Below are 23,904 nucleotides of genomic sequence, written 5' to 3'. Positions count from 1 at the left end.
AATCGGTCGAACCCGCAGCCTCCGACTCCGGCGGTTCAACAGTGGGTGCTGTCCACACCGCGTCCACGCCTAGCGGTCCCTCCGGACCATATCCAGCAGAAGCCCCGGCGTGAGTTCCAGCGGAAGACCCAGCAGAAGCGCCGGCGGGAGTACCCGTGGCCGTGTTCGCGGGCCCGCTGGTCGAGGCGGAATCCGCACCGGATTCGGGAGGGATTCCCGATCCGGCAGCAGAAGCTGCACTGCTTTTCATACCCCAATTCCATCATCGAGCACCGACAGTATGAGGGGAAAATAGGGGTCCCGGAAAAAACTTTCTCAAAGTTTTTTTGCAGGCTGATTCTTCGCGGCCAGCGTGATGTGTCGAGGTCATAGGGGCCAAGGCTATGCAGGTGAGGCGGGCCCCGGCACGTCCAGACCCGCCACAGCTACCCTCTCGCCGGGGATGTAATAGATAGGGTTGAGTGCATGACTATCCGCGACGCCCGCCCAGCTGATCTAGCCACCATCCTCCAGCTCATCCACGACCTCGCCATCTACGAGAAGGAACCTGACGCCGTCAGGAACACTCCCGAACAGCTGCATCAGGCCCTCTTTGGACCCATGCCAAGCGTGTTCGCGCATGTCGCCGAGTCGGACGGCGTCATCCAGGGCTTTGCCCTCTGGTTCCTGAACTACTCAACCTGGGAGGGTGTCAATGGGATCTATCTGGAAGACCTGTACGTCCGCCCCGAAGCCCGGGGCGAAGGCCACGGCAAAGCACTCCTGCAGAACCTTGCACGCATCGCCGCGGAACGGGGCTACGCCCGGGTGGAATGGTCGGTCCTGAACTGGAACGAACCCTCAATCAACTTCTACGACAGCCTCGGCGCCCTCCCCCAGGACGAGTGGACCACCTATCGCCTCACCGGCCCCGCCCTCACCGCAGTGGCCAGCGGATCCGCTACGTGAGCGACCAGTCAGCCGCCGACGTCGTCCCCCACCGCCGCGAATCAACCCACCTGATGCACGGCGCACGCACCACCGGCCATTACTTCACAGTTCCCCTGGACCATCGGACGCCCAATGGTGAAACCATCACCATCTTTGCCCGCGAGTACAGCTCGCTGGAGTACGACGAGGCCATTGCCGACCTGCCATGGCTGCTGTTCCTGCAAGGTGGGCCCGGCGGCCGGGGCAGCAGGGTCACCCAGCTTGGCGGCTGGATGAAGGCTGCGGCCAGACACTTCAGAATTCTGATGCTGGATCAGCGGGGCACCGGCCGTTCCACCCCAGCGGATGCCGCGACCCTTCCCCTCCGCGGGGACGCTGCCGCACAGGCCGAGTATCTCGCGCACTTCAGGGCCGACTCGATTGTTGCTGACGCCGAACTGATCCGCCGCCAACTCGTCGGGGCGCCCTGGACGGTGTTCGGTCAGAGCTTTGGCGGTTTCTGCACCCTGACGTACCTCTCTGTCGCACCCGAGGGCATGGACCGTGCGCTGATCACCGGCGGCCTGGCACCACTCAGTGGCCCCCCGGATCAGGTCTATTCCGCGACGTATCGGCTCGTCGAAGCCAGGAACCGGGAATACTTCGCCAAGTATCCCGAGGACCGGACGACCCTCACCCGGATTGCACACCACGTCGAGGCAATCGACGAGCGGCTACCGACCGGTGAGCGTCTCACCGTTGCACGGCTGCAGATGATCGGATCCTTCCTTGGTGGCAACACCCGGATGGACGCCCTGCATTTCCTGCTCGAGGACGCCTTCGTGAGTACCGCCGATGGTCAGCGGCTGTCCCAGGTGTTCCTGGACGCCGTCTGGGCGCAGGTCAGCCGGTCATCCAACCCCCTCTACGCCCTACTGCACGAGTCAATTTATTGCCAGGGCGGGGCCTCCGACTGGTCCGCCGACCGGGTGTTGGCCGAGCACCCCCATTTCCTCCCGACGGCTGAGGAACCGCTGCTGACCGGCGAAATGGTGTATCGGTGGTACTTCGATCAGGACCCGTCGCTGGTTCCGCTGCGGGACGTCGCTGACCTCCTCGCAGCAAAGGCGGATTGGGGCAGCCTCTACGACACCGACCAGCTCGCCCGCAACACTGTCCCCGCTGCCGCTGCCGTCTATCAGGACGACATCTACGTGGACCATGACCTGTCCATGCGGACAGCCCGCGCGGTCAAAGGCTTACAGGCATGGGAGACAGCTGACTTCCACCACGACGGGATTTCCGACGACGGTGAAGCGATCTTCAACCGGTTGCTGGGTATGACCGGCTGGCCCGCGTAGTCAGCCAGCGCTGAAGCGCGGACGGTCGGAGAAGGCTACTTCTCGACGTCGGCCGTGCCGCGAGCCTTCCGTGCGTCCTCTTCAAGCTTGGCATCGATGCTGGCCTGCTTGGCCTTCGGGCTGAGCAGGCTCAGGACAACCGCGACCACAATGGTGCCGAGGATGATGCCGAGCGACAGGAAGGTGGGGATGATCGGAGCCCACTCAATGTGCTGGCCCCCGTTGATGAACGGCAACTCGTTTTCATGCATGGCGTGAAGGATCAGTTTGATGCCAATGAACGCCAGAATGGCCGAGAGCGCATGCTTCAGGTAGATGAGGCGGGTCATCAGGCCACCGAGCAGGAAGTACAGCTGGCGCAGGCCCATCAGGGCAAAAATGTTGGCGGTGAAGACGATGAACGCGCTTTCGGTCAGACCGAAAATGGCCGGGATCGAATCCACCGCGAAGAGCAGGTCGGTGAGGCCGATGGTCACGAAGACGATCAGCATCGGGGTGAAGACCTTCTTGCCGTCCACGACGGTACGGATCTTGTTGCCGTCGTATTTGTCGGTCATCGGCAGGACGTTGCGCAGCTTGCCGATCACCTTGTTTTCGCTACCGTGTTCCTCGTCCTCTCCGGTGTCCTTGGCCTGCTGATAGGCCGTGTAGAGCAGGAAGACACCGAAGATGTAGAAGATCCAGCTGAAGTTGCTGATCAAGGCTGCGCCGAGCAGGATGAAGATTCCGCGGAGCACCAGCGCGATGATGATGCCCACCATCAACACTTCCTGCTGATACTTACGGGGTACCGAGAACCGGGCCATGATGATGATGAACACGAACAGGTTGTCAATGCTCAGGCTATATTCGGTGACCCAGCCGGCGACAAACTGTCCCCCGTAATCCGGGCCGGTGAAGATAAACATCAGGACCGCGAAGATCAACGCGAGAGAGACGTAAAACGTGACCCACAGGCCGGCTTCCTTCATTGACGGCTCGTGCGGGCGCTTAACCACCAGCAGCAAATCGAACAGGAGGATGAGGCCCAGCACAATGAATGTGCCTACCTCAAACGCCAATGGCAGTTCCAGCGTGGGTTCGGGCATGAGGGACCTTTCAAGGGTGCAGCGGATTCCGCAAGTCTCTCCGCCGCGGCATTTGCCACCGGCCGCTACGCCCGGCGAAACATCGATGCTCCGCGTGTTGACGATCGTAGCGCTTCGGGATACTCCCCTACGTCCGGCTTATCCTAACCCCGTACGAGCCGGATCAGGAAATGGCTCGCGCAACCTCTCAGTAAGTTGCGCGAGCCCTCCCGCCAGCGACGAGCTGGGGCTAGGCGTGCCCCGCCGTCTGCATCTGCCGCAGCTCTTTCTTCAGGTCCCCCACCTCGTCGCGTAGCCTCGCGGCGAGCTCGAAGTGCAGGTCAGCCGCCGCCGAGTGCATCTGGTCGGTGAGCTGACCGATCAGGTCGGTGAGGTCCTCGGCCGGCACTGCGGCAAGGCCGTCATGCCGGACAGGGGCGCCGCCCTTGGCCGTCTTGCCGCCCTTGCGCTTCTTGCCCGACTCCGCCAGGAGCGCCCGGGTATCGGCGTCCTCCTGGGCGATGGAATCGGTGATGTCAGCAATCCGCTTCCGCAGGGGCTGCGGATCAACCCCGTGCTTGAGGTTGTATGCCACCTGGATCTCACGACGTCGGTTGGTTTCGTCGATGGCTTTGGCCATCGAATCGGTGATCCGGTCCGCGTACATGTGCACCTCACCCGAGACGTTACGGGCCGCACGCCCGATGGTCTGGATCAGGGAGGTGGCGCTGCGCAGGAACCCTTCCTTGTCGGCGTCGAGGATGCTGACCAGCGACACTTCAGGAAGGTCAAGGCCTTCACGGAGCAGGTTGATGCCCACCAGGACGTCGAAAGTCCCGAGCCTCAACTCACGCAACAGCTCCACCCGGCGCAGGGTATCCACGTCTGAGTGCAGGTACTCAACCTTCACCCCATGTTCCAGCAGGTACCCGGTCAAATCTTCGGCCATCCGCTTGGTCAGGGTGGTGACGAGCACCCGCTCGTTCAGTTCCACCCGGGTGCGGATCTCCCCCAGCAGGTCATCGATCTGGCCCTTGCTGGGCTTGACCACCACCTCCGGGTCGATCAGACCGGTCGGCCGGATGATCTGCTGCACGTACCCATCCGACTTGCCCAGCTCATACTTCCCGGGGGTTGCCGAGAGGTAGACGGTCTGCCCGATCCGGTCCAGGAACTCGTCCCACTTGAGCGGCCGGTTGTCCATCGCGGAGGGGAGCCGGAACCCATGGTCCACCAGGGTGCGCTTCCGGGACATGTCACCTTCATACATGGCACCGATCTGCGGAATGGTCACGTGCGACTCGTCGACTACCAGCAGGAAGTCGTCGGGGAAGTAGTCGAGCAGGCAGTGCGACGCCGAGCCCGGACCGCGGCCATCGATGTGTCGGGAGTAGTTCTCGATGCCGTTGCAGAACCCCATCTGCTGCATCATTTCGAGGTCATAGGTGGTCCGCATCCGCAACCGCTGGGCTTCGACCAGTTTGTTCTGCGACTCCAGCTCGTCCAGGCGGACCTGGAGCTCATCCTCGATCTGCTTGACCGCCCGGTTCATGCGCTCGGGGCCCGCGACATAGTGCGACGCCGGGAACACATACATTTCGGTCTCTTCCCTGACGATTTCCCCGGTCAGCGGGTGCAGGGTGTAGATCTTCTCGACCTCGTCGCCGAAGAACTCAATGCGAAGCGCCAGTTCCTCATACATGGGGATGATTTCGACGGTGTCGCCACGCACCCTGAAGGTGCCCCGGTGGAAGTCGATGTCATTGCGGGTGTACTGCATTGACACGAACTTCCGCAGCAAATCGTCGCGGTTCATCTGCTGGCCGGTTTCCAGTGTGACCATCCCGGCAACATATTCTTCGGGGGTGCCCAGACCATAGATGCAGGACACGGTGGCCACCACGATCACGTCCCGGCGGGTGAGCAGGGCGTTGGTGGCGGAATGCCGGAGCCGCTCCACTTCCTCGTTGACCGAGGAGTCCTTCTCGATGAAGGTGTCCGTCTGGGGAACGTAGGCTTCAGGCTGGTAGTAGTCGTAATACGAGACGAAGTATTCGACGGCATTGTTGGGCAGCAGCTCACGGAACTCGTTCGCCAGCTGCGCCGCGAGGGTCTTGTTCTGCACCATCACGAGCGTGGGCCGCTGGACCTGTTCGATCAGCCACGCAGTCGTCGCGCTCTTGCCGGTACCGGTGGCGCCCAGCAGCACCACGTCCTTCTCGCCCGCCTTGACGCGTTCACTGAGTTCGGCAATCGCGGCAGGCTGGTCACCGGCAGGCTTGAATTCGCTGATCACTTCGAAAGGGGCTACCACCCGTTTAATTTCCTGCGCAAGGCTCATATAAATACGTTAGACCCTCCCCCGGACAATCAGCGTCCTGAATGGGGCAACTTAGCCGACGGCAGAAGAGGGCTGAGGAGTCCAGCCAGTGTCGGCAATCCAGCGTTTCAGCAGCGGATCAGCGACGGTGGTGAACCAGTTCTCCTTGCACTCCGCGTAGCCCTCGGTAGTCGCATCCCGGGTGTGCTGGGCCGCACACCGCTCCTTCTCCGCCTGGTACTGGGCCGCGGCGCCCAGGTCGGAGCGCAGCCAGTCCCTGAACGACAGGGCATACCGCCATCCAGGCGAACCCTCAACCCGAACATGAAGGTTAACCGCGCGACCAGGGTCGGCGTTGGCGTGCAGACGCTTCCCCCATCGGGAGGGGTCGGGAACGTCCTGTTTGGGTTCATCCCGTGTGATGCCTTCGAGCGGCGGAAACCCTGCTGCGACCAGCTTTCCGGCAATCGCGTCGGCGTCTTCAAGGGTCGCGACGGTGACCTGCAGGTCGAGGACATCCTTGGCGGCCAACCCGGGCACAGCGGTCGACCCGATATGGTCGACCGCCAGCACCAGGGGATCAACCAGACGCACCCTGCCCATGATCCGTCCGGCCTGTTCCGGCCAGTCGTCGCGGGAAGGCACCAGTTGCGGGCCACCACTGCGTGCGGCCCGGACGCCGCGCACCAGGTTGTGGTTGAAGGGCACCAGTCGTTCGTCCCAGAGGCGGTCGACGGCGGCCAGCAGATCCTGTGGGGTGCTGTCGTTGACGAGGACGACGTCGGCGGCTGCCTTCCGCTCGGCACGCGTGGCTTGCGCACCAATCCGGGCCCGCGCGTCGTCGTCGCTCATTCCCCGGAGACTGGTCAGCCGCTCGATCCGGACGCTGTCGGGAGCGTCGACCACCACCACCAAATGGAACTGGTGCTGCTGGCCGGTCTCCACCAGCAAGGGAATATCCTGCACGACGACGGCGGCCGGGGGCGCAGCCGCCGTCAGCTCACGGGCGCGTTCCCGCACCAACGGGTGGATGATCGAATTCAACGTCATCCGGCGGGACGGGTCACCGAAAATGGCTGCCGCCAGCGCTGGCCGATCCAGGCTACCGTCCGGAAGCAGCACCTCCTCACCGAACTCGGCGGCGACGGCTGCCAGCCCGGCCGATCCTGGTTCCACGGCCGCGCGGGCCAGCACATCGGCGTCGACCAGCACCCCACCGAGCTCTGCCAGCCTTGAGGCGACGAGTGATTTCCCTGCTGCGATCCCGCCGGTGAGGCCAATTCTGAGCATGTCCCCACCCTAATACGTGGGGTGTGCCCGCCGCCCTCCAGATGCCTGGCTCCACGGCAGTCCACGGCAGTCCTCGGCAGGCGGGGTACGGGTGCTCCCCCGCTGGCAGGCCCGGTGAGCAGGACCGTCCCTGCTCCCCGAGCCTGCTCGTCACTGGGGCATTTGCGCTGGCGCAACCTCCCGCCCACTAGACTGGGGCCGGTGAATGACAGTGGAATAATCGGCTACACAACGGTCCGGGGCGAGCACCGCCACGAGACCGATGTGCGCCGGTCACGCTTCATCACTGTCGTCCGGCGGATTGCCAGCGAGGACGAGGCGCGGTTGCTTCTCACCGAGCTGCGCCGGGAGTTCCACGACGCGCGCCACCATTGCAGCGCCGTCGTGCTGGGTCCTGATCGGTCGGTCCAGCGCGCCAACGACGACGGCGAACCGTCCGGCACCGCCGGTGCCCCCATGTTGGACGCCATCCTCAAACGCGACAATGCCGATGGTGAGGCTGACCTGAGCGACGTCGCGGTGGTGGTGGTCCGCTATTTCGGTGGAGTGTTGCTTGGTGCTGGCGGACTGGTGCGCGCCTATTCCGACGCTGTCTCCCAGGCGCTGGACTCGGCGCCACGTGTCCGACGACGACTGTTGCAGCTCCTGGTGGTCCCGGTGGCTCACACCGACGCGGGGCGGGTCGAAAACGAGCTCCGCAACGCAGGCGTCGACGTCCTGGGAACCGACTATCCGGCGGAACGGGCCACCATCCGGGTGGCCATACCGGCCGGGAACGCATCGATCGACGAGTTTCGCGCCCGCCTCGCCTCACTGACCGCCGGCCAGTCCGGCGCCCAACTACTCGACCTGAAATGGGTGGACTGTGACTGACTTTTCCTTCGACAACCTTCGACGGGCTCCCGACGTCGAGGCCCCGAACCTCTTTGCGTTCGACGCCACCGATCGGCTCCTCCTCGACACCGCCGGCCCGGCGATCACCGCCGACCGGGACGCGTCGTCGTCATTGGGGACCACTACGGTGCGCTCACTCTCGGCGCCGCCGCGCTGCATGGGGCACACTCGATTCGCACCCACCAGGACCCGCTCTCCGGTGAGCTCGCGTTGACAGCCAATGCGCACACCGCCGGCCTGGCCGCGGCCTTCTCCCACTATCCGCTCAACGAGGCCCTGTTGGCTGGCGCCCGCACGGTCCTGCTGCAGCTGCCCAGGTCGCTAGCCGCGCTGGATGAGATCGCGTGGACGATCGCCCGCTACGCGAGCCCGGACGTCACTGTGTTCGCCGGCGGCCGGGTCAAACACATGACCACCGCGATGAACGGCATCCTGGCCCGCCACTTCACCACTGTGGCTGCCGGACTGGCACGCCAGAAGTCCCGGATCCTGACGGCGTCGGCGCCCGTGGCCACCTCCGCCAGCGGGTTTCTGGTGGAGGAGAAGCACGACGTCGGCCTGCCCGCACCGCTGATCCTCAAGGCTTTCGGCAGCACCTTTGGTGGCGCCAAACTGGATGCGGGGACCCGGTACCTGCTCCCTGCCCTCTCCGCGGCCCGAGCTGCGGGGCAGGCAATCGATCTGGGGTCGGGCAATGGCACGATTGCCGCCTATCTCGCCCTCACGCGGCCTGCGATGGAGGTTGTTGCAACGGACCAGTCGGCGTCAGCTGTTGCGTCCTCCCGCGCGACTGCCGATGCCAATGGTGTCGGCGACCGGATCACGGTCGTGCGGGATGATGCCCTGTCCTCGATGCCCGACTCATCAGCCGAGCTCATTGTGCTGAACCCGCCCTTTCACATGGAGGGCACCGTTCACTCCGGGATTGCCCTGAAGCTTTTCGCCGATGCTGGCCGGGTGCTCAAACCGGGAGGTGAACTCTGGACGGTCTGGAACAGCCACCTCCAGTATCGGACTCCGCTCGCCTCCATGGTTGGCCCCACCCGGCAGGCCGCCAGGAACCCAAAATTCACCGTCACAGTGTCTACCCGGCGCTGAGGCGGCCGGTCCGGAAACCGGCCCCGTCACGCAATGATCAGTGAACTTACTTTCTGGAATATACTTCGGGAATGTCGACAGCTCAGCAGTCAGCCCCGTCCAAGCTAAAGCAGGGCATTACCGGCCCGTTGCTCTACCTGTTTATCCTCGGCGATGTGCTGGGTGCGGGCATCTATGTGCTGGTCGGGGTGGTGGCAGGTGAAGCGGGCGGTGCCATCTGGGTGCCCCTGCTCGTCGCTCTGGGGCTGGCACTGCTCACAGCGGGTTCCTACGCGGAGCTCGTCACCAAGTACCCGAAAGCGGGCGGAGCCGCCGTTTTCGCCGAACTTGCCTACCGGAAGCCCCTGATCTCTTTCCTGGTGGGCTTCTGCATGCTGGCTGCCGGTGTCACCAGTGCCGCCGGCCTGGCCCAGGCATTCTCCGGCGCGTACCTGTCCGCCTTCATCGACGTCCCGGCGGGCCCGGCGTCGCTGGTCTTCCTCCTGCTGGTCGCAGCCCTGAATGCCCGCGGCATCCGAGAGTCAGTGCGCACCAACGTGGTCATGACGGTCGTCGAAGTCTCGGGCCTCGTCCTGGTGATTGTCGTCGTCGGCCTCTTCCTCGCGCAGGGCAACGGCGACCTCAGCAGGGTCACCCAGTTTCCCGACGGCGTGGGGCCGGCTTCCGCGGTACTGGCTGCCACCCTGATTGCCTACTACTCGTTTGTCGGGTTCGAAGTGTCGGCGAATGTCGCAGAGGAGGTCAAGGATGTCAGCCGGGTGTTCCCTCGCGCGCTCTTCGGCGCACTCTTTACTGCGGGTGTTGTCTACGTCCTGATTGGCCTGGCAGCCTCCGCCGCTGTGCCCGCAGCCGACCTGGCGGGTTCGGCGTCGCCACTGCTCGACGTCGTCAACGCCACCGGGTTCGGGATCCCCGAGTGGATCTTCGGACTGGTGGCCCTCATCGCCGTCGCCAACGGGTCGCTGCTCACCATGATCATGGCAAGCCGGCTGACCTATGGGATGGCCGAACAAGGCCTGCTGCCATCGGTGCTGGGCCGGGTACTCCCCAACCGGCGCACACCGTGGGTCGCGATCATTGCGACCACCGTTGCCGCGATGATCCTCAGCAGCACCGGTGATCTGGCATCGCTGGCGGAGACGGTCGTGGTGCTGCTGCTGTTCGTGTTCCTCAGCACCAACATCGCCGTGCTGGTGCTTCGCAAGGACCGAGTGGACCACCAGCACTTCCAGATTCCGGTGATCTTTCCCTACCTGGCGATCGCGTCCTGTGTCCTGCTCATGACGCAGCAGAGCGCCGACATCTGGTTACGCGCGGGAATCCTGGTGGCTATTGGCCTGGTGCTGTATGCGATTCAACACCGCACGACCCGCCGCTCCGCCCCGGACCGCACCGCGGACTCCGACCGAGAAGTGAAGCACTGACCGATGCGCGTCACGACCGCACTCGGCAAGGGGTTCGCCAGCCTGTTCGCTACGATGAAAGCCGTAAGGCCGCAGCGTCCTATTCACCCCGACGGCGTTTGGCTCACCGGGACACTCACCCGGACCGGGCCACCTGTTTCCAGCGGCATATCCTGGATCGACGGCACCGGCCAGGACCCGATCCAGGCGCGGCTGTCCCGCTCGGTCGGGCTACCGCGCTGGAGCCCTGACATTCTTGGCCTGGCCTTACGGGTCCCCCACGGGTCTGACCACTTTGATGTGCTGCTCGCATCCACCGGTGCGTCATTTCCCGCCCGGTTCGTCCTGCTCCCGCAGCGGAATGTCCAAGCCGCCAAATTCACGTCAATGATGCCGTACAAGGGCGGGAAGTCAGCCGTTCTGCTGGCGGCTTTTCCTCTTGACCCGAGTGGCCGGATGCCAGCCACGCCTGCCGGGCTCCGTGTGGGATTGGCGAAGCGTCCCCTGGAACTGGCCCTGTGCTTCAGCCGTCCCCTGGGTGATTGGACCCGGTTCGGCACTCTGGTGCTGACCCTGGAAGAGCTTGAGCCGGTGCTGGTGGCACGGGGCGGTGATCCGACGGGTTTGCGTTTTGACCCGGTCCGGCGCCCGCTGCCCGGATCCGAAACCTATGCCTGGACCCGGGCGCTCCGGGAACCGTCCTATGCCGAAGCCAGGGTTGCACCGGGCCACGCGCTCCCGGGTTCAGACTCACGCTGAGCAGCCCCCTCTGGTGCGTGCGCCCGAACACGGCAGGCAAAACGCGAGACTGAACGAAATTGGGCGCGAAAAAGGCCCCCACCATTGCGGTGGGGGCCTTTTCAGGTGCTAGTGCTGGACCTTAGTTGCCGGTCAGCTTTTCGCGCAGTGCGGCAAGTGCCTCGTCTGACGCGAGCGTACCCGTGCCGACGTTGCTGTTGCTGCTGGCGTTCGTGCTCTCAGTGGCGGCTGGCTCAGAGGAGTAGCTCGTGGAGCTTGACTCGACTGGCTCGTTGGCAGCAGCTGCATCGTCAGATGCGTGCTGCACAACCTGCTTCTTGTGAGCTTCCCAGCGTGACTGGGCTTCAGCGTACTGAGCTTCCCAGGTTGCGCGCTGAGAGTCGTAACCCTCGAGCCATTCGTTGGACTCTGGGTCGAAGCCCTCTGGGTACTTGTAGTTGCCTTCTTCGTCGTACTCGGCAGCCATACCGTACAGAGCCGGGTCAAACTCGGTGCTGTCGGCGTCGACGCCCTCGTTAGCCTGCTTGAGGGAGAGCGAGATCCGACGACGTTCGAGGTCGATGTCGATGACCTTGACGAACAGTTCGTCGCCAACCGAGACAACCTGCTCTGCCAGCTCCACGTGGCGGACTGCCAGCTCGGAGATGTGGACCAGGCCTTCGATGCCGTCTTCGACGCGAACGAATGCACCGAAGGGAACCAGCTTGGTGACCTTACCCGGAACAACCTGCCCGAGGGCGTGGGTGCGGGCGAAGGTCTGCCATGGATCTTCCTGGGTGGCCTTGAGCGACAGTGAGACACGCTCGCGGTCCAGGTCCACCTCGAGAACCTCGACGGTGACTTCCTGGCCAACTTCGACAACCTCGGAGGGGTGATCGATGTGCTTCCAGGACAGCTCGGAAACGTGAACGAGTCCGTCGACGCCGCCCAGGTCCACGAAGGCACCGAAGTTGACGATCGAGGAGACAACGCCCGGACGAACCTGGCCCTTTTCCAGCTTGTTGAGGAACGTGGAACGCACCTCGGACTGGGTCTGCTCGAGCCAGGCACGGCGGGACAGGACCACGTTGTTGCGGTTCTTGTCCAGCTCGATGATTTTCGCTTCGATCTTCTGACCGATGTAGGGAGCAAGATCGCGTACACGACGCATCTCAACCAAGGACGCGGGCAGGAAGCCGCGGAGGCCGATGTCGAGGATGAGTCCACCCTTGACAACTTCGATGACCGTACCGGTGACGACGCCGTCTTCTTCCTTGACCTTCTCGATATCGCCCCAGGCACGCTCGTACTGAGCGCGCTTCTTGGACAGGATCAGTCGGCCTTCTTTGTCCTCTTTGGTGAGCACCAGTGCTTCGACCTGATCGCCAACGGAGACAACGTCTCCGGGATCAACGTCGTGCTTGATGGACAGCTCACGGGAAGGGATAACACCCTCGGTCTTGTAACCGATGTCGAGCAGAACTTCGTCGCGGTCAACCTTGACTACCGTTCCTTCAACGAGGTCTCCGTCGTTGAAGTACTTGATGGTGGCGTCAATGGCTGCGAGGAAGTCCTCAGCGGTGCCGATGTCGTTGATCGCGACCTGCGGTGCACCTGGCTTCTCGGTGGTGGTGATGGTCATGTAGTTGGGACTCCGTTGTGGATGATTAGTTGATCCGGAGAGCGACGCCTGGGCAACAGGAAACTCTGCTGATTCAGATGGAGCTCGTCCGGAAGTGGACTTTTGGAGAGAAAACGACTTACCTGATGCTGCTTGGCAACCCGTTTCGCAGTGCGCATTACACGCCCGTCTAGTCTAGCCGTTTGCGCCAACACAGGTCAAAGCGGCGGGCGACGCCGGGTGCCGGGTCAGAAGTGGGTAATGCAGTACGGATCGGTCGGGGTCTGGAAGATCCGGTCGACGACGGCGAGGCTCCCCTGTCCTGTGGGCCCCTGTTCGGTGAGGTGCCCGGCAGCGGCCAGGGTCCGGGCTGGAACGCCGCCCAGATACATCGACCCGAGAGCCGTGACATCGACGCGGAGCTGCGTGTCGGCGTCGTCGTCGAGTCGTGCCACCGACCCGGAGCCGTTCTCGACCGTCAACCGGAACCGGCCCGCGGCATAGCCGAGAGGATCCACGATTTCCAGGCTGACCGTTCCCGCACCCTGGTAACCCCGTGCTTCGAGGGCAGCAATGGGGTCGAGGATGCGCAGCCACAGGACATCCTCGTCGCCAATGAGTTTGTAGCAGCGACGATCCTGCAGGGCCCACGGCAGGGGGTCGTTCACGGGTGCCAGATCGAAGGTGATGCGCTGGACGAGGTCGATTGCGCCAAGGTAACGCCACAGCTCGAGGTAGGCGGCGTCGGAGACGGCGACCAGATCAACAATCTTCATCGTGTACGGGGTGGTCCCCCAGCCGGAGAATTTGTAGGACACGAACCCGTCGGGCCGGCCGTCGTCGTCGTAATGCACCGCGACGCGCACACCCTTGTCCTCGACGGGCCGTTCCTCGCCCCAGCGGCCGGAGGCACGCTGCGGGTAGGCGAACTGGCGTCCCACCGAACCGGTGGTGGCGTGATGGAACCGGGCGAAAATCTGTTCGGACAGTGCTGCCGCGGAGGCCGGTGCCACGATCTCGGTGACACCGAACGCCGGCGTGCGCAACGCGAACCGCTCCTTCACATCCACCTCGATGTTGCGGGTGAACGTTGCAGCACCGAAACCGAACCTGCCGTAGATGGTCGCCTCCGATGCGGTCAGCGCTGCGATGGCGAGACCTTTGGACGCGGCGGACTGCAGATCACTGGTCATCATGGTGCGCAGCAGCCCACGACGGCGGTGGGTGGGGCGCACGGTGACGGCAGTGATCTGGTGCGCGTCAAGCAACTGGCCGTTGCCGACGTTGAGGGAGTTGACCATGGTGGCGTAGGTGGCCACCGGAATGCTGGCATCCCACGCGTGTGCACTGGCAGCGTCGTCGTAGGCACCCCACAGGGTCCGGCTGTCGGAGGTGAACGCCGCGGCATAGGTGGCTAGATCCTCCGGCTCGGTGCGGGCTTCGTGGAAGCCGAACCGGACCGCTTCGAACCAGTGGGCCAGGGCACCGTCGGATGAGGAATCTGTCTCAGCGGTCACCGTGAAGGTGTCGATGCGCAGTGCGGATGGGGCGGCGGAGTCTTGGGTAGCGGTCACGATCCATCAGCCTAGTGTGGCGGAGCGCCCGGCACCAGTGAGCTGCCGGCCGCAGTGAACTCCCGGCACCAGTACGTACCCCCGGCCCCAGTGCGTAGCGCCCGGCACGACCGAGCGGGCCTGGGCTAGTGCGCGGCCTCGTGCCAGCTCGCTCCCACACCCACCGAGACGTCCAACGGAACCGTGAGGTCAGCCGCAGCCCCCATCTGCTCGCGCACCAGCAGCTCCATGGTGTCCCGCTCACCGGGCGCAATCTCGAGCACCAGCTCATCATGTACCTGGAGCAGCATGCGGGAGGAGAGACCCTGCCTGCGCAATTCGGCGTCGACGCCGAGCATCGCCTTCTTGATGATGTCGGCAGCCGAACCCTGGATGGGCGCGTTCAACGCCGCCCGTTCAGCCATTTCCCGCAACTGCCGGTTGTCGCTGGAAAGATCCGGCAGGTACCGGCGGCGGCCCTCGATGGTGGACGTGAACCCGTCGACCCGTGCCTGCTCCACGACACCGCGCAGGTAGTCGCGGACGGCGCCGAACCGGTCGAAGTAGTCGCCCATCAGGGTGCGGGCCTCGTCCACCGAAATGGCGAGCTGCTTGGAGAGTCCAAACGAGCTCAGACCGTAGACCAGGCCGTAGGACATCGCTTTCACCTTGGACCGCATCGCGCTGGTGACCTCGGCGGGTGCGACGCCGAAAATGTGGGCACCGACAAACCGGTGCAGGTCCTCCCCATCGCGGAACGCCTGGATGAGGCCCTCATCCCCGGACAGGTGCGCCATGATGCGCATTTCAATCTGCGAGTAGTCGGCGGTCATCAGGCAGTCAAAGCCGTCACCGACGACGAACACCTCGCGGATCCGCCGGCCTTCGTCGGAGCGCACCGGGATGTTCTGCAGGTTCGGGTTGGTCGAGGAGAGCCGTCCCGTGGCCGCGATGGTCTGGACGTACGTGGTGTGGATCCGGCCGTCGTCGGCCACTGACTTCCGCAGCCCCTCGACCGTCTGACGGAGTTTGGAGGCGTCCCTGTGAGCCAGGAGCTGTTCAAGGAACGGATGCCCGGTCTTCACGATCAGGTCAGTCAGCGCATCGGCGTCGGTTGAGTAGCCGGTCTTGATCTTCTTGGTCTTGGGCAGTTCAAGCTCGTCGAACAGGACCGCCTGCAGCTGCTTGGGCGACCCCAGGTTGATTTCCTTGCCGATGATCCTGAACGCCTCGGCGCTCGTGGTGCTCATGGTCGCCGAAAAATCATCAAACAACTGGTCCAACCGGTCCATCGCCACGGATACGCCGGTGAGCTCCATTTCCGCCAGCACCTCGGCCAGGGGCAGTTCGAGCCCGCCGAGCAACTGGTTGGCGCCCCGCTCCACCAGTTGGCCGGCGAAGTACTCGCTGAGCTGCAGGGCGGCGAAGGCGCGGGCGACGGCGGGGGACGCGACATCCTCGTCTTCCAGCTGGAGCGCGAGCTGCCCCCCGGTGGTCCCTGCGGCGGGCGCGATCGACATTTTCAGGTGCGATTGGCTCAGGTCCGCCAGATCGTAGGCCCGACGGTCCGGCTGGATCAGGTACCCGGAGATGGCCGTGTCATCCACCACCCCGGCAAGTTTCAGCCCGCGCGCGGCGAGTAGTTTGTAGGCGGCTTTGAAGTCATGGGCCACCTTGGGTGCACTGAGGTCACCCAGCCAGCCGGCAAGCACCTGCTCAGCCTCAGCGTCGAGCGTCTCCAGATCCAGGTACGCCGCGGCGGTCGAGGTGACAATCGCCAGCCCGACGACGTCGTCGTTCCCGGTCGTTGACTGGGTCACCAGCTGGATGGCTGCGATGGCCTGGTTGGTCGCTTTGAACCATTCGGTCAGGTCGGCCGCGCTGGTCAGGACCACGTGCTCCGGCGGGGTCATTTCGTCGTGGGACTCGGCGGCGTCTTCTTCCCCGAACAGGTCGAAGAGGCGTTTGCGGAGGACGTTGAATTGGAGGGAGTCGAACAGCTCCTCGACGGCCGGGCGGTCGGGGGTCCTGGACACCATCGTGTCCAGCTCAACCGGCAGGTCCAGGTCAAGGTGCAACTGGTTCAGGCGGCGGTTGCGCTTCACCAGCTCGATGTGCTCCCGGAGCGAGTCCCCCACCTTCCCCTTGATGGCGTCGAGGTTCTCGAGGATGCCGTCCAGTCCGCCGTACAGCTTGATCCACTTGGCAGCAGTCTTGGGGCCCACTCCTGGGACTCCCGGCAGGTTGTCGGCGGTTTCCCCGACCAGCGCGGCCAGGTCGGAATACTTGTCCGGCGGGACGAGGTACTTCTCCTCCACAGCCTGCGCATCCATTTGCGGAATGTTGGTGACACCCTGCTTCGGATACAGCACGGTGACGCGGTCGTTGACCAGCTGGAAGGCATCGCGGTCACCGCTGACCACCTGAACGTCCCAGCCTTCGGCGGCGGCCCGAACCGAGAGGGTGGCGATGATGTCGTCGGCCTCGTACCCCTCCATCGACAGGGTGGGGATGTGCATCGCCTGCATCACCTTGATGATGAGGTCCACCTGGCCATGGAATTCCGTCGGCGTCTTCGCGCGGCCCGCCTTGTACTCGGTGTACTCCTCGGTCCTGAACGTTGGGGTGCTCAGGTCCAGTGCCACCGCCACATGGGTGGGCTTCTGGTCCCTGATCAGGTTGATCAGCATCGCCGTGAACCCGTAGACGGCATTGGTGTGCTGTCCCGTGTCGGTGGAGAAGTTCTCGGCCGGCAGGGCGTAGAACGCCCGGTAGGCCATCGAGTGGCCATCAATGACGAGGAGGCGATTACGGGATCCGTCGGCCGGCCCGGTGGCCGTCGGCGGAGCGTCAGTCAGAGTCGTGGCGGCTACGGGAACATCGGGTTTGGTTGTTTGACTCACAGGTGCCAGCCTAGTTCCCATGACCGACAATTACACTCCGGAGTCGTCCGGACAGGAACCGCCCGCCAACCCGTTCGCTGCCGAGCTGGCCGCCGCCGGTGTGCCTGAAGAGATGCACGACTGGCTCAGCGGCCACGGCATCGGTCGCCTCGCCGCGAAAATGGGAATTGTGTTCACCGAGATGACCGCTGGCCGGCTGGTTGCCACCATGCCGGTTGAAGGGAACGAACAGGTTGCCGGAATCCTCCACGGGGGCGCGCATCTGGTCCTGGCCGAGACGCTGGGCTCCTTCGCCGCAGGCCTGCACGCTGGCCGGGACCGCCAGGCGATGGGGATTGAGATCAGTGCAACCCATCACCGGTCGGCGTCGTCGGGCCTGGTTACCGGCACCGCGACAGCCGTCCATCTGGGCCGCACGCTGACCACCCACGAAGTGGTGATGACCGACGACGACGGCCGCCGGCTCTCCACCGCCCGGATCACCAACATCATCCGCGACCTCCGCTGACGAACCTGCTGACCCCGGCCGTAGACCGTCCAACCGGCCCCTGAAAGGGCCCCGAGGGAAAGGACCGCCGGTTGCAAGCGGCGGTCCTGACCCGGAGGGCCGTTTCTGATCGAAAGGGCCCCGTTTCTGCGCGAAAGTGCCCCGCCGCCCCCGAGTGGGTGAACTATTGCAGGGAGCATTGACAAGGTTCGAAAGTCTGAGGATGCTGGCATTCACAGCGGTTCACCGTTTCAGCGGATAGGGGGCGCCTCTCCCCGATGATGCAGGAAGTGGGGACGGGTATGTCTACGAGCATTCCGGTCCAATGGAATTTGAAATTGTTGGGGTACTGGCGTCTAGAACGTGAGCACCAGCCGGTCACTGTCGCGTTCCGGCAGCAGCGGCTCATCGCTGCGCTGGCCCTGCGCGGCGGCCGTCGACGAAGCTACATCGCGGGGCTCCTGTGGCCCGACCGTACCGATGCGCAAGCCTCGGGAAGCCTGCGTGCCTGCCTGTGGAACATTGCCCACCAGCTTCCCGGTCTCCTGCAGCCAGCCAGCGATCCGCTTGCCCTCGCCCCGGGAATTGTGATCGACGTCGACGAGCTGCTCGCCCGCGTGGATCGGGTCAACCGAACGGGCCTGCTCGACGTCGGTGCACTGGTAAGGGAGAGGCTGGCCGGTGACCTTCAGACGGCGGACCTCCTGCCGGGCTGGGATGAAGACTGGCTGCGGGTAGATCAGGACAGGCTCTTCAGGCAGCGGCTCGCCGCCTTGGAGGACCTGGCCAACGCCTACCTGGCTCAGGGCCAGCTCTCGCCCGCCCTCGACGCGGCGACGGCCGCTGTCGCGTTGGACCCGCTCCTGGAGAGCGTGCAACGGACGCTCTTGCGGATTCATCTGGCGGCTGGCAACCATGGTTCGGCAATCCGCAGCTATCGCACCTATCTGACGACCCTCAACCGGGAGTGCGGGGTCAGGCCGTCCACCCGGATCACGGACCTCATCCGTCCGCTGCTCCAGGCGCAGGAGCCCACAGTGCGCGCGGAACCAGCGCCCACCTTCAGCGCCATCCTGCACCCGTCCTTCGAGTAGGTCCAGCCATGTCAGAGCCTGCTGCCGGCCCGCAACCCCCGTTACCCCCTCCCCTCGCGCCACCGACGAACCGCACCTGGCGGGAACAGGCGATCACCACCGCCGCCCAGTTGCGGACCCTCGCGGAATGGGTCAGCCTCATCGACCCCCCAGCGGGGGCGCCGCCAGGCCAGGCCAGCGCGAAGACCGCCCTGGACCACGCAATCACGTGGCACCTCAACGAAGCGTCCACCGTCGCGGAGCAGAAGTCGCCGGCCATTCAGACCTCATTCAATGGAGCAGTGGTGGAACGGGTCCTCAGCCAACTTGACGCCGCGCAGGTGGCACTTCTGCTGCGGGCACCGTTGGACTACGTCCAGTCGCAACTGCCGGGGATCCAGGCGCACGCCCGGCAGCACCTGAAGCGGGGAGACCCGCACCGGGTCGCTGTCGAAGACGTCGTGGCAGCGTCACTTGGCACCCCCCTGGATGAATCCGGGCGGATGACCCTGGTGGCTGCGTTCAGGGCGTCGTGCCTCGAGTCCCGGGAGGAATTCTCGCGGGTGCGCAGCTTCCGCAACGTGCTCATCATGGGCGCGCTCGTCCTGACCGTACTGGCGACGGCCCTCGCCGTCGCTGGCTGGATCCGGCCGGAGGAGCTGCGGCTGTGTTTCGAACCAGCCGAGGGCGTTGCCTGCCCCACGGGCAACAGGCCCCGGCCCTGGGATGTGTTCTTCATCGAATCGTTCGGACTGATAGCGGCGGCCGTCTCAGGTGCCGCTTCGCTCCGCCATGTCAGGGGCACCTCGACCCCCTTCGGTCTCCCACTGGCCCTGGCAATTCTGAAGCTCCCCGCAGGTGCGCTGACGGCAGTACTGGGACTGCAGCTCATGCGCGGCGGCTTCGTCCCCGGGTTGAGCGATCTGGACAATCCCGCCCAGATCGTGGCCTGGGCGATCACCTTCGGCGCCGCCCAACAGTTGTTCACCGGGCTGGTGGACCGGCAGGCGCAAAACGTGCTCGACGACGTCGGCGGCAAAACCGGTGGCACCGCGAACACCAACGGGCCGTAGCCGACTGCGCGGCGCCAGCCGGGAGTGCGTCCCGGACGTCGCTGCTACTGGATGTCGCTGCTACCGGACGTCGCTGCTACTGGATGTCGCTGTCGGGCGGAGGCAGGAGGAAGCGAGTCTCACCGTCCACGGAGGACACCCCCTCGACCGCTTCCAGATCCGGCCGGCAGTTCTCCGGCGCTGAGCCGGTGATCATGCCCACGTTGCCGAGCACCCGGTCAACCTCCAACCCGCAGGACCGCAACTGTTCCGCGACCTCCTGGATCGCGGAACGATGCAGGTCATCAACGGTGACGGTGAAGATCATGACCCCTCATTCCTGCGGTGCCATCACCAGACCGGAGCCGACGTCGACCGATGCCTGCAGCAACCGTTGGCTCTCCTGAGCCATCAGGGACCACAGCTCTCGCCCCCGGTAGCCTGATGCCTGCGCCCAGAGGGCTGCGACTCCCGCAGTGCGGCGTGGCCATCGAGGTGCCGCTGATGGTGTTGTACCGGTCGGGCATCAGCCAGGACGAACGCACCTGGAAACCCGGGCCAGCCACATCCAATTGCCCGCCCCGGATGGGGAGCGTCCTCGCGGAGAAGAAGGCCATCTCGAGGTGCTGGTCCAGCGCGCCCACCGCCATGATGAACGGGCTGTTTGCGGGCGCCCCGACAAAGCCGAAGTCCCCTTGCCGGCGGTCCGCGCCGTTCCCGGCGGCGGCGATGATCAGGTGACCCTGGTCGAGCGCCCGGCGGCCGACCGCCGTATATGGCGGGTGCACCTGCGGAATGTCGGCCCCAAGCGACATCGAAATCACGGCGCACCCGTTCGCCATGGCCCAGTCGATTCCGGCGATGATGCCGCCGTCGCTGCCCGACCCCGAGTCGCCGAGTACCTTCCCCGCGAAGATTTCCGCCTCGTAGGCCACGCCATACGCCGGGCCTTCGGATGGCGACCGCGGGCCACAGGAGGTCCCGATGCAGTGGGTGCCGTGTCCGTGCCCGTCCTGGGCCGTCTCACCGGGTACGAAAGACTCAACGGTGATTTGCCGGCCGGCGAAGTCCGGGTGGCTTGAGTCGAACCCGGTGTCCAGCACCGCGACCCGGATACCCTCGCCGCTGAAGGGGGATGTGTCCGCGGCGACGGCCTGAAGCCCCCAGGTGAGCTGCGCGCTGTCCTGGAACGACGACGAGGCTCCCCCGGGCTCGTCGGTGAGCACGTGGTGGATGAGTTCCGGGGAGACGGAGATGACGGTGCCCTCGTCGGACGACGAGCTGAGTGCCCGCTGCTGTTGCGGATCTGCGGACACGACAGCAACCCCGAGGTGGGAATAATACGTGGCATCAGCTCCCTCAGTGTCGGCTGGAGATGCGGCACGGGTGCCGAAGTCGCGGGAATCAGCGACATGGGACATGCCCGCAGCAGACCGAAGCAGCTCTGGAGCGTTCTCCTCGGCGTCGGCGAAAACAACTATGAAACGACCGGTGGTCTCCGGTTCCTGACCGCGGGGTCGGCTACCTGAGGACTCAGATTCAATCATGGTGGCACTCTACCTCTGGGTTCCTATGGGATAAAGACCCAACATAACGCCGCCGACGTTACTGCGGCGTTACTCGAGAAGCACCGGGCGGCAACAGCCTGGACCGCTGATTGACGGTAACAGCCGAGTAACGCCCGTGACGGGAGGATAGGACGAAGGCCAGACCCACCGGAAGAAGACCGCCATGACCGATAACCCCCAGCCCACGCCCAGTGCGATCAGGCTGATCTTCGAGTACGACGGCGACGACGTCCGGCTGATTCTGCAGCAACCCGTCGATGTCGCCGTCACCGGGTTTGATGCACACCCGGAGGTGAGAGCCGGCCGCTACGCCGAGGTGCGGGATGCCGACGACACGCCCCTGACCCGGGTGCCGGTGCGGACCAGTGACCTTCACAGCGCTGAGGTGTTCCCGGAAACTCCGGGCGAGCCCATCACCAGGGTCCAGGTGGAGCGGCCCACTGGCGCTTTCACCGTCGTCGTCCCGGCCCCGGCCGCTGCACGGTCCATCGCCTTGATCGACGTTGCGGCTCCCGATCCGGAGGACACCGGCAGCCGGGATGCTGCACCGCCCGGCGACGGCGGGGACGGCCGACAACTCGATGGTTTCCGCGTCACCGACATCACCAGCTTTGCCATCGAGGGACGAGGTGACACGAAATGACCACCGCCGATGGGACAGTGATTGGCACCACCCAGATCCGGGGCTCGGCGCCGCGAAACCGGGCCTTCAATGTGGTGCTCCTGGGGGATGGGTTCCGGGCGGCGGAGCAGGCCTCCTTCGATACCGCCTGCACCGCACTGGCGAATGCGTTCCTTGGTACACCGCCATTCAACGAACTGGCGCCAGCCATCAACATCTTCCGGGTCAATGTCTCGTCAACCGATTCCGGTGCAGACGATCCGGCGGCTGCGGGCGGCACGGGCGCAACCGTCCGAACCTACTTCGATTCCACGTTCGGCGGCAACGGCATCAGACGTCTGCTGCTGTGCAACGCCGCGACAGCCCTGACGGTCGCTGCTGCCCAGGTACCGGAATTCACCACAGTGCTGCTGATCGTCAATTCGACGATTTACGGTGGCAGCGGCGGATCCATCGGGACGTATTCGCTGGCGGCGAGCGCCACCGAAATCGGGATCCACGAGATGGGACACACCGCGTTCGGGCTCGCCGATGAGTACCCGTACTATGCTGGCGGCGACGAAACCGGCCAGGACCACCATCCCGGTCCGGAGCCGGGGGCACCGAACGTCACGATCAACCGGAACCGGGCGTCCCTGAAGTGGCGGTGGGCCGTCAACGCGGCAACCGCCATCCCCACCATGACCAACCCGGACTGCAGCACAGTGGATTCACGTCCCAGCCCAGTGGCCGACGGGACGGTCGGGGCTTTTGAAGGGGCCCACTATTACCACTGCGGCGCGTTCCGGCCGGAGTTTGCCTGCAAGATGCGCGACCTGGGGGTGCCGTTCTGCCGGATCTGCCGGCAGGTGATCTGGAACCGAATCGGACCGCTGGCGGCGTTGACCGCGCGGGCAAAGACGCCCCTCACGGTAATCGATAGGTACCCCGAACACCTCGATGTGTTCGCCGTCGCATCCGACGGGCGCACCATGTCCAACTGGTGGGACCAGAGCAGCGGCTGGGCGGGATGGTTCCAGCTCATGGGGGGCATCGCCTCACCGGGAGGTGCGGGATCACCGGTGACCGCCGTCGCCCGGTACTCCGGACATCTGGATCTGTTCACCGTCGGGACCGATAACCGGGTGTACAGCGCGTGGTGGAGCTCATCGGGTGGCTGGTCCAACTGGTTCCAACTCGGCACCCTGGTTGCCCGGGCCGGGGCGACCGTGAACGTCCTCGCACGGTACGCCGACCACCTCGATGTGTTCACCACCGCCGCGGACGGCAGGATCATGTCCATCTGGTGGGACGTGCGGACCGGCTGGTCCGGGTGGTTCCAGGTCTCAGGGGGTGTCGCGGCAGCCGGGGCGACCGTCACGGCCATCGCACGGTACCCGTTCCATCTGGATCTATTCACGATCGGCACCGACAACCGGGTCTGGAGTTGTTGGTGGGATGATCGCAGCGGCTGGTCCCGTTGGTTCCAGGTCGGCGCGCAGCTCGCCCGGCCTGATGCGACCGTCACTGTGGTGGCCCGCCACCCAGATCATTTGGACCTGTTCACCACTGCCCCTGACGGCAAGATCATGTCCACCTGGTGGAGCGCCCGCACTGGTTGGGGCAGCTGGTTCCAGGTCTCCGGAGGCGTGGCGTCCGCCGGATCACCGGTCACTGCAGTTGCGCGGTATTCCAACCACCTGGACCTCTTCACCGTCGGCACGGACAACCGGATCTACAGCACCTGGTGGCACGACACCACCGGGTGGGCAGGATGGTTCAACATTTCGGGCGGCGTCGCGAAACCGGGCAGCCAGGTCGCCGCCGTGTCTCGGGTGACCGAACATTTGGATGTATTCGTCATCGGATCGGACAGCGTCGTCTACAGCACGTGGTGGAACGCATCGACGGGGTGGGCTGGGTGGTTTCAACTGGGTATCACCTGACCTACCACCAGCGACGTATG

The 23,904-nt window shown here is 64.8% G+C and carries 18 protein-coding genes and 1 pseudogene; 11 read left to right on the top strand and 8 right to left on the bottom strand.

Annotated elements, in window-relative coordinates; all coding sequences use genetic code 11:
- The first annotated feature begins 465 nt into the window (after positions 1 to 465).
- Together DDA93_RS11555 and DDA93_RS11550 are read left to right on the top strand one after the other, a co-directional pair.
- Positions 466 to 948: a GNAT family N-acetyltransferase gene (locus DDA93_RS11555; protein ID WP_116778870.1), complete on the top strand. Its 483-nt coding sequence runs from the start codon at positions 466 to 468 to the stop codon at positions 946 to 948.
- Between the two features lie 53 nt (positions 949 to 1,001).
- The gene (locus tag DDA93_RS11550) at positions 1,002 to 2,270 is read left to right on the top strand and encodes an alpha/beta fold hydrolase (protein ID WP_243400611.1); all 1,269 of its coding nucleotides are present in this window, start codon (positions 1,002 to 1,004) and stop codon (positions 2,268 to 2,270) included.
- A gap of 35 nt (positions 2,271 to 2,305) precedes the next feature.
- Here DDA93_RS11550 and DDA93_RS11545 read toward each other — a convergent pair whose 3' ends face one another.
- The 3 genes from DDA93_RS11545 to coaE form a co-directional block, all read right to left on the bottom strand.
- The gene (locus tag DDA93_RS11545; RefSeq protein WP_165802626.1) at positions 2,306 to 3,358 is read right to left on the bottom strand and encodes a TerC family protein; all 1,053 of its coding nucleotides are present in this window, start codon (positions 3,356 to 3,358) and stop codon (positions 2,306 to 2,308) included.
- A gap of 229 nt (positions 3,359 to 3,587) precedes the next feature.
- Entirely contained in the window at positions 3,588 to 5,678 is a 2,091-nt protein-coding gene (gene uvrB, locus DDA93_RS11540) for an excinuclease ABC subunit UvrB (RefSeq protein ID WP_026040891.1), read from the bottom strand.
- Between the two features lie 51 nt (positions 5,679 to 5,729).
- On the bottom strand, positions 5,730 to 6,947 hold the full coding sequence (gene coaE / locus DDA93_RS11535; RefSeq protein WP_116778868.1) for a dephospho-CoA kinase: 1,218 nt from the start codon (positions 6,945 to 6,947) through the stop codon (positions 5,730 to 5,732).
- A gap of 201 nt (positions 6,948 to 7,148) precedes the next feature.
- On the opposite strand from coaE, the gene DDA93_RS11530 reads away from it, so the two are divergent.
- From DDA93_RS11530 to DDA93_RS11515, 4 genes and pseudogenes are all read left to right on the top strand, one after another.
- A complete protein-coding gene (locus tag DDA93_RS11530; RefSeq protein ID WP_116778867.1) occupies positions 7,149 to 7,820 on the top strand; it encodes a YigZ family protein in 672 nt (223 codons plus the stop codon).
- Positions 7,813 to 8,939: pseudogene (locus DDA93_RS11525) on the top strand (methyltransferase). The gene DDA93_RS11530 and the pseudogene DDA93_RS11525 overlap by 8 nt, the downstream one beginning before the upstream one ends.
- A 71-nt stretch (positions 8,940 to 9,010) precedes the next feature.
- Positions 9,011 to 10,363 carry an APC family permease gene (locus tag DDA93_RS11520; RefSeq protein ID WP_116778866.1) on the top strand — a complete coding sequence of 451 codons (1,353 nt, stop codon included), beginning with the start codon at positions 9,011 to 9,013 and terminating at the stop codon, positions 10,361 to 10,363.
- Positions 10,364 to 10,366: 3 nt separating this feature from the next.
- A complete protein-coding gene (locus DDA93_RS11515; protein WP_024475589.1) occupies positions 10,367 to 11,101 on the top strand; it encodes a hypothetical protein in 735 nt (244 codons plus the stop codon).
- 121 nt (positions 11,102 to 11,222) lie between these two features.
- Here DDA93_RS11515 and rpsA read toward each other — a convergent pair whose 3' ends face one another.
- From rpsA to polA, 3 genes are all read right to left on the bottom strand, one after another.
- Positions 11,223 to 12,722 (bottom strand): 30S ribosomal protein S1, encoded by a 1,500-nt coding sequence (rpsA, locus tag DDA93_RS11510; protein WP_019481442.1) that lies wholly within the window; start codon positions 12,720 to 12,722, stop codon positions 11,223 to 11,225.
- Positions 12,723 to 12,949: 227 nt separating this feature from the next.
- Positions 12,950 to 14,275 carry a GNAT family N-acetyltransferase gene (locus DDA93_RS11505; RefSeq protein WP_019481441.1) on the bottom strand — a complete coding sequence of 442 codons (1,326 nt, stop codon included), beginning with the start codon at positions 14,273 to 14,275 and terminating at the stop codon, positions 12,950 to 12,952.
- 125 nt (positions 14,276 to 14,400) lie between these two features.
- Positions 14,401 to 17,157 (bottom strand): DNA polymerase I, encoded by a 2,757-nt coding sequence (polA, locus tag DDA93_RS11500; protein ID WP_084442781.1) that lies wholly within the window; start codon positions 17,155 to 17,157, stop codon positions 14,401 to 14,403.
- Positions 17,158 to 17,176: 19 nt separating this feature from the next.
- Here polA and DDA93_RS11495 point away from each other — a divergent pair, with 19 nt between their 5' ends.
- The 3 genes from DDA93_RS11495 (at position 17,177) to DDA93_RS11485 (ending at position 19,790) form a co-directional block, all read left to right on the top strand.
- On the top strand, positions 17,177 to 17,665 hold the full coding sequence (locus DDA93_RS11495) for a hotdog fold thioesterase (RefSeq protein WP_019481439.1): 489 nt from the start codon (positions 17,177 to 17,179) through the stop codon (positions 17,663 to 17,665).
- Between the two features lie 281 nt (positions 17,666 to 17,946).
- Positions 17,947 to 18,738 carry a BTAD domain-containing putative transcriptional regulator gene (locus DDA93_RS11490; protein WP_165802625.1) on the top strand — a complete coding sequence of 264 codons (792 nt, stop codon included), beginning with the start codon at positions 17,947 to 17,949 and terminating at the stop codon, positions 18,736 to 18,738.
- 8 nt (positions 18,739 to 18,746) lie between these two features.
- Positions 18,747 to 19,790, top strand: a complete 1,044-nt coding sequence (locus DDA93_RS11485; protein WP_024475586.1) for a hypothetical protein — start codon at positions 18,747 to 18,749, stop codon at positions 19,788 to 19,790.
- A gap of 76 nt (positions 19,791 to 19,866) precedes the next feature.
- Here the strand turns inward: DDA93_RS11485 and DDA93_RS11480 are convergent, their stop codons facing one another.
- Together DDA93_RS11480 and DDA93_RS11475 are read right to left on the bottom strand one after the other, a co-directional pair.
- Entirely contained in the window at positions 19,867 to 20,097 is a 231-nt protein-coding gene (locus DDA93_RS11480; protein WP_024475585.1) for a hypothetical protein, read from the bottom strand.
- Positions 20,075 to 21,316 (bottom strand): S8 family serine peptidase, encoded by a 1,242-nt coding sequence (locus tag DDA93_RS11475; protein WP_243400610.1) that lies wholly within the window; start codon positions 21,314 to 21,316, stop codon positions 20,075 to 20,077. Before DDA93_RS11475 ends, DDA93_RS11480 begins: the two co-directional genes overlap by 23 nt.
- Positions 21,317 to 21,500: 184 nt before the next feature.
- On the opposite strand from DDA93_RS11475, the gene DDA93_RS11470 reads away from it, so the two are divergent.
- Both DDA93_RS11470 and DDA93_RS11465 read left to right on the top strand, forming a co-directional pair.
- The gene (locus DDA93_RS11470) at positions 21,501 to 21,980 is read left to right on the top strand and encodes a hypothetical protein (protein WP_024475583.1); all 480 of its coding nucleotides are present in this window, start codon (positions 21,501 to 21,503) and stop codon (positions 21,978 to 21,980) included.
- On the top strand, positions 21,977 to 23,884 hold the full coding sequence (locus DDA93_RS11465) for a M64 family metallopeptidase (protein WP_019481433.1): 1,908 nt from the start codon (positions 21,977 to 21,979) through the stop codon (positions 23,882 to 23,884). The genes DDA93_RS11470 and DDA93_RS11465 overlap by 4 nt, the downstream gene beginning before the upstream one ends.
- Positions 23,885 to 23,904: the final 20 nt, after the last annotated feature.

This window comes from Arthrobacter sp. Bz4, from assembly GCF_003075455.1.
Classification (GTDB): domain Bacteria; phylum Actinomycetota; class Actinomycetes; order Actinomycetales; family Micrococcaceae; genus Arthrobacter_D.
The sequence above is the reverse complement of the archived record's forward strand: the minus strand, read 5'-3'. Positions and strand labels throughout refer to the sequence as shown.

Excerpts from the sequence above, each read along its gene's own strand:
- DDA93_RS11495 (WP_019481439.1), top strand. The coding sequence starts at position 17,177 with ATGACCGACAATTACACTCCGGAGTCGTCCGGACAGGAACCGCCCGCC.
- uvrB (WP_026040891.1), bottom strand. The coding sequence starts at position 5,678 with ATGAGCCTTGCGCAGGAAATTAAACGGGTGGTAGCCCCTTTCGAAGTG.
- DDA93_RS11480 (WP_024475585.1), bottom strand. The coding sequence starts at position 20,097 with ATGATCTTCACCGTCACCGTTGATGACCTGCATCGTTCCGCGATCCAG.
- DDA93_RS11475 (WP_243400610.1), bottom strand. The coding sequence starts at position 21,316 with ATGATTGAATCTGAGTCCTCAGGTAGCCGACCCCGCGGTCAGGAACCG.
- DDA93_RS11515 (WP_024475589.1), top strand. The coding sequence starts at position 10,367 with ATGCGCGTCACGACCGCACTCGGCAAGGGGTTCGCCAGCCTGTTCGCT.
- DDA93_RS11520 (WP_116778866.1), top strand. The coding sequence starts at position 9,011 with ATGTCGACAGCTCAGCAGTCAGCCCCGTCCAAGCTAAAGCAGGGCATT.
- DDA93_RS11470 (WP_024475583.1), top strand. The coding sequence starts at position 21,501 with ATGACCGATAACCCCCAGCCCACGCCCAGTGCGATCAGGCTGATCTTC.
- DDA93_RS11545 (WP_165802626.1), bottom strand. The coding sequence starts at position 3,358 with ATGCCCGAACCCACGCTGGAACTGCCATTGGCGTTTGAGGTAGGCACA.
- DDA93_RS11485 (WP_024475586.1), top strand. The coding sequence starts at position 18,747 with ATGTCAGAGCCTGCTGCCGGCCCGCAACCCCCGTTACCCCCTCCCCTC.
- DDA93_RS11465 (WP_019481433.1), top strand. The coding sequence starts at position 21,977 with ATGACCACCGCCGATGGGACAGTGATTGGCACCACCCAGATCCGGGGC.
- DDA93_RS11555 (WP_116778870.1), top strand. The coding sequence starts at position 466 with ATGACTATCCGCGACGCCCGCCCAGCTGATCTAGCCACCATCCTCCAG.
- DDA93_RS11550 (WP_243400611.1), top strand. The coding sequence starts at position 1,002 with ATGCACGGCGCACGCACCACCGGCCATTACTTCACAGTTCCCCTGGAC.
- coaE (WP_116778868.1), bottom strand. The coding sequence starts at position 6,947 with ATGCTCAGAATTGGCCTCACCGGCGGGATCGCAGCAGGGAAATCACTC.
- DDA93_RS11490 (WP_165802625.1), top strand. The coding sequence starts at position 17,947 with ATGTCTACGAGCATTCCGGTCCAATGGAATTTGAAATTGTTGGGGTAC.
- rpsA (WP_019481442.1), bottom strand. The coding sequence starts at position 12,722 with ATGACCATCACCACCACCGAGAAGCCAGGTGCACCGCAGGTCGCGATC.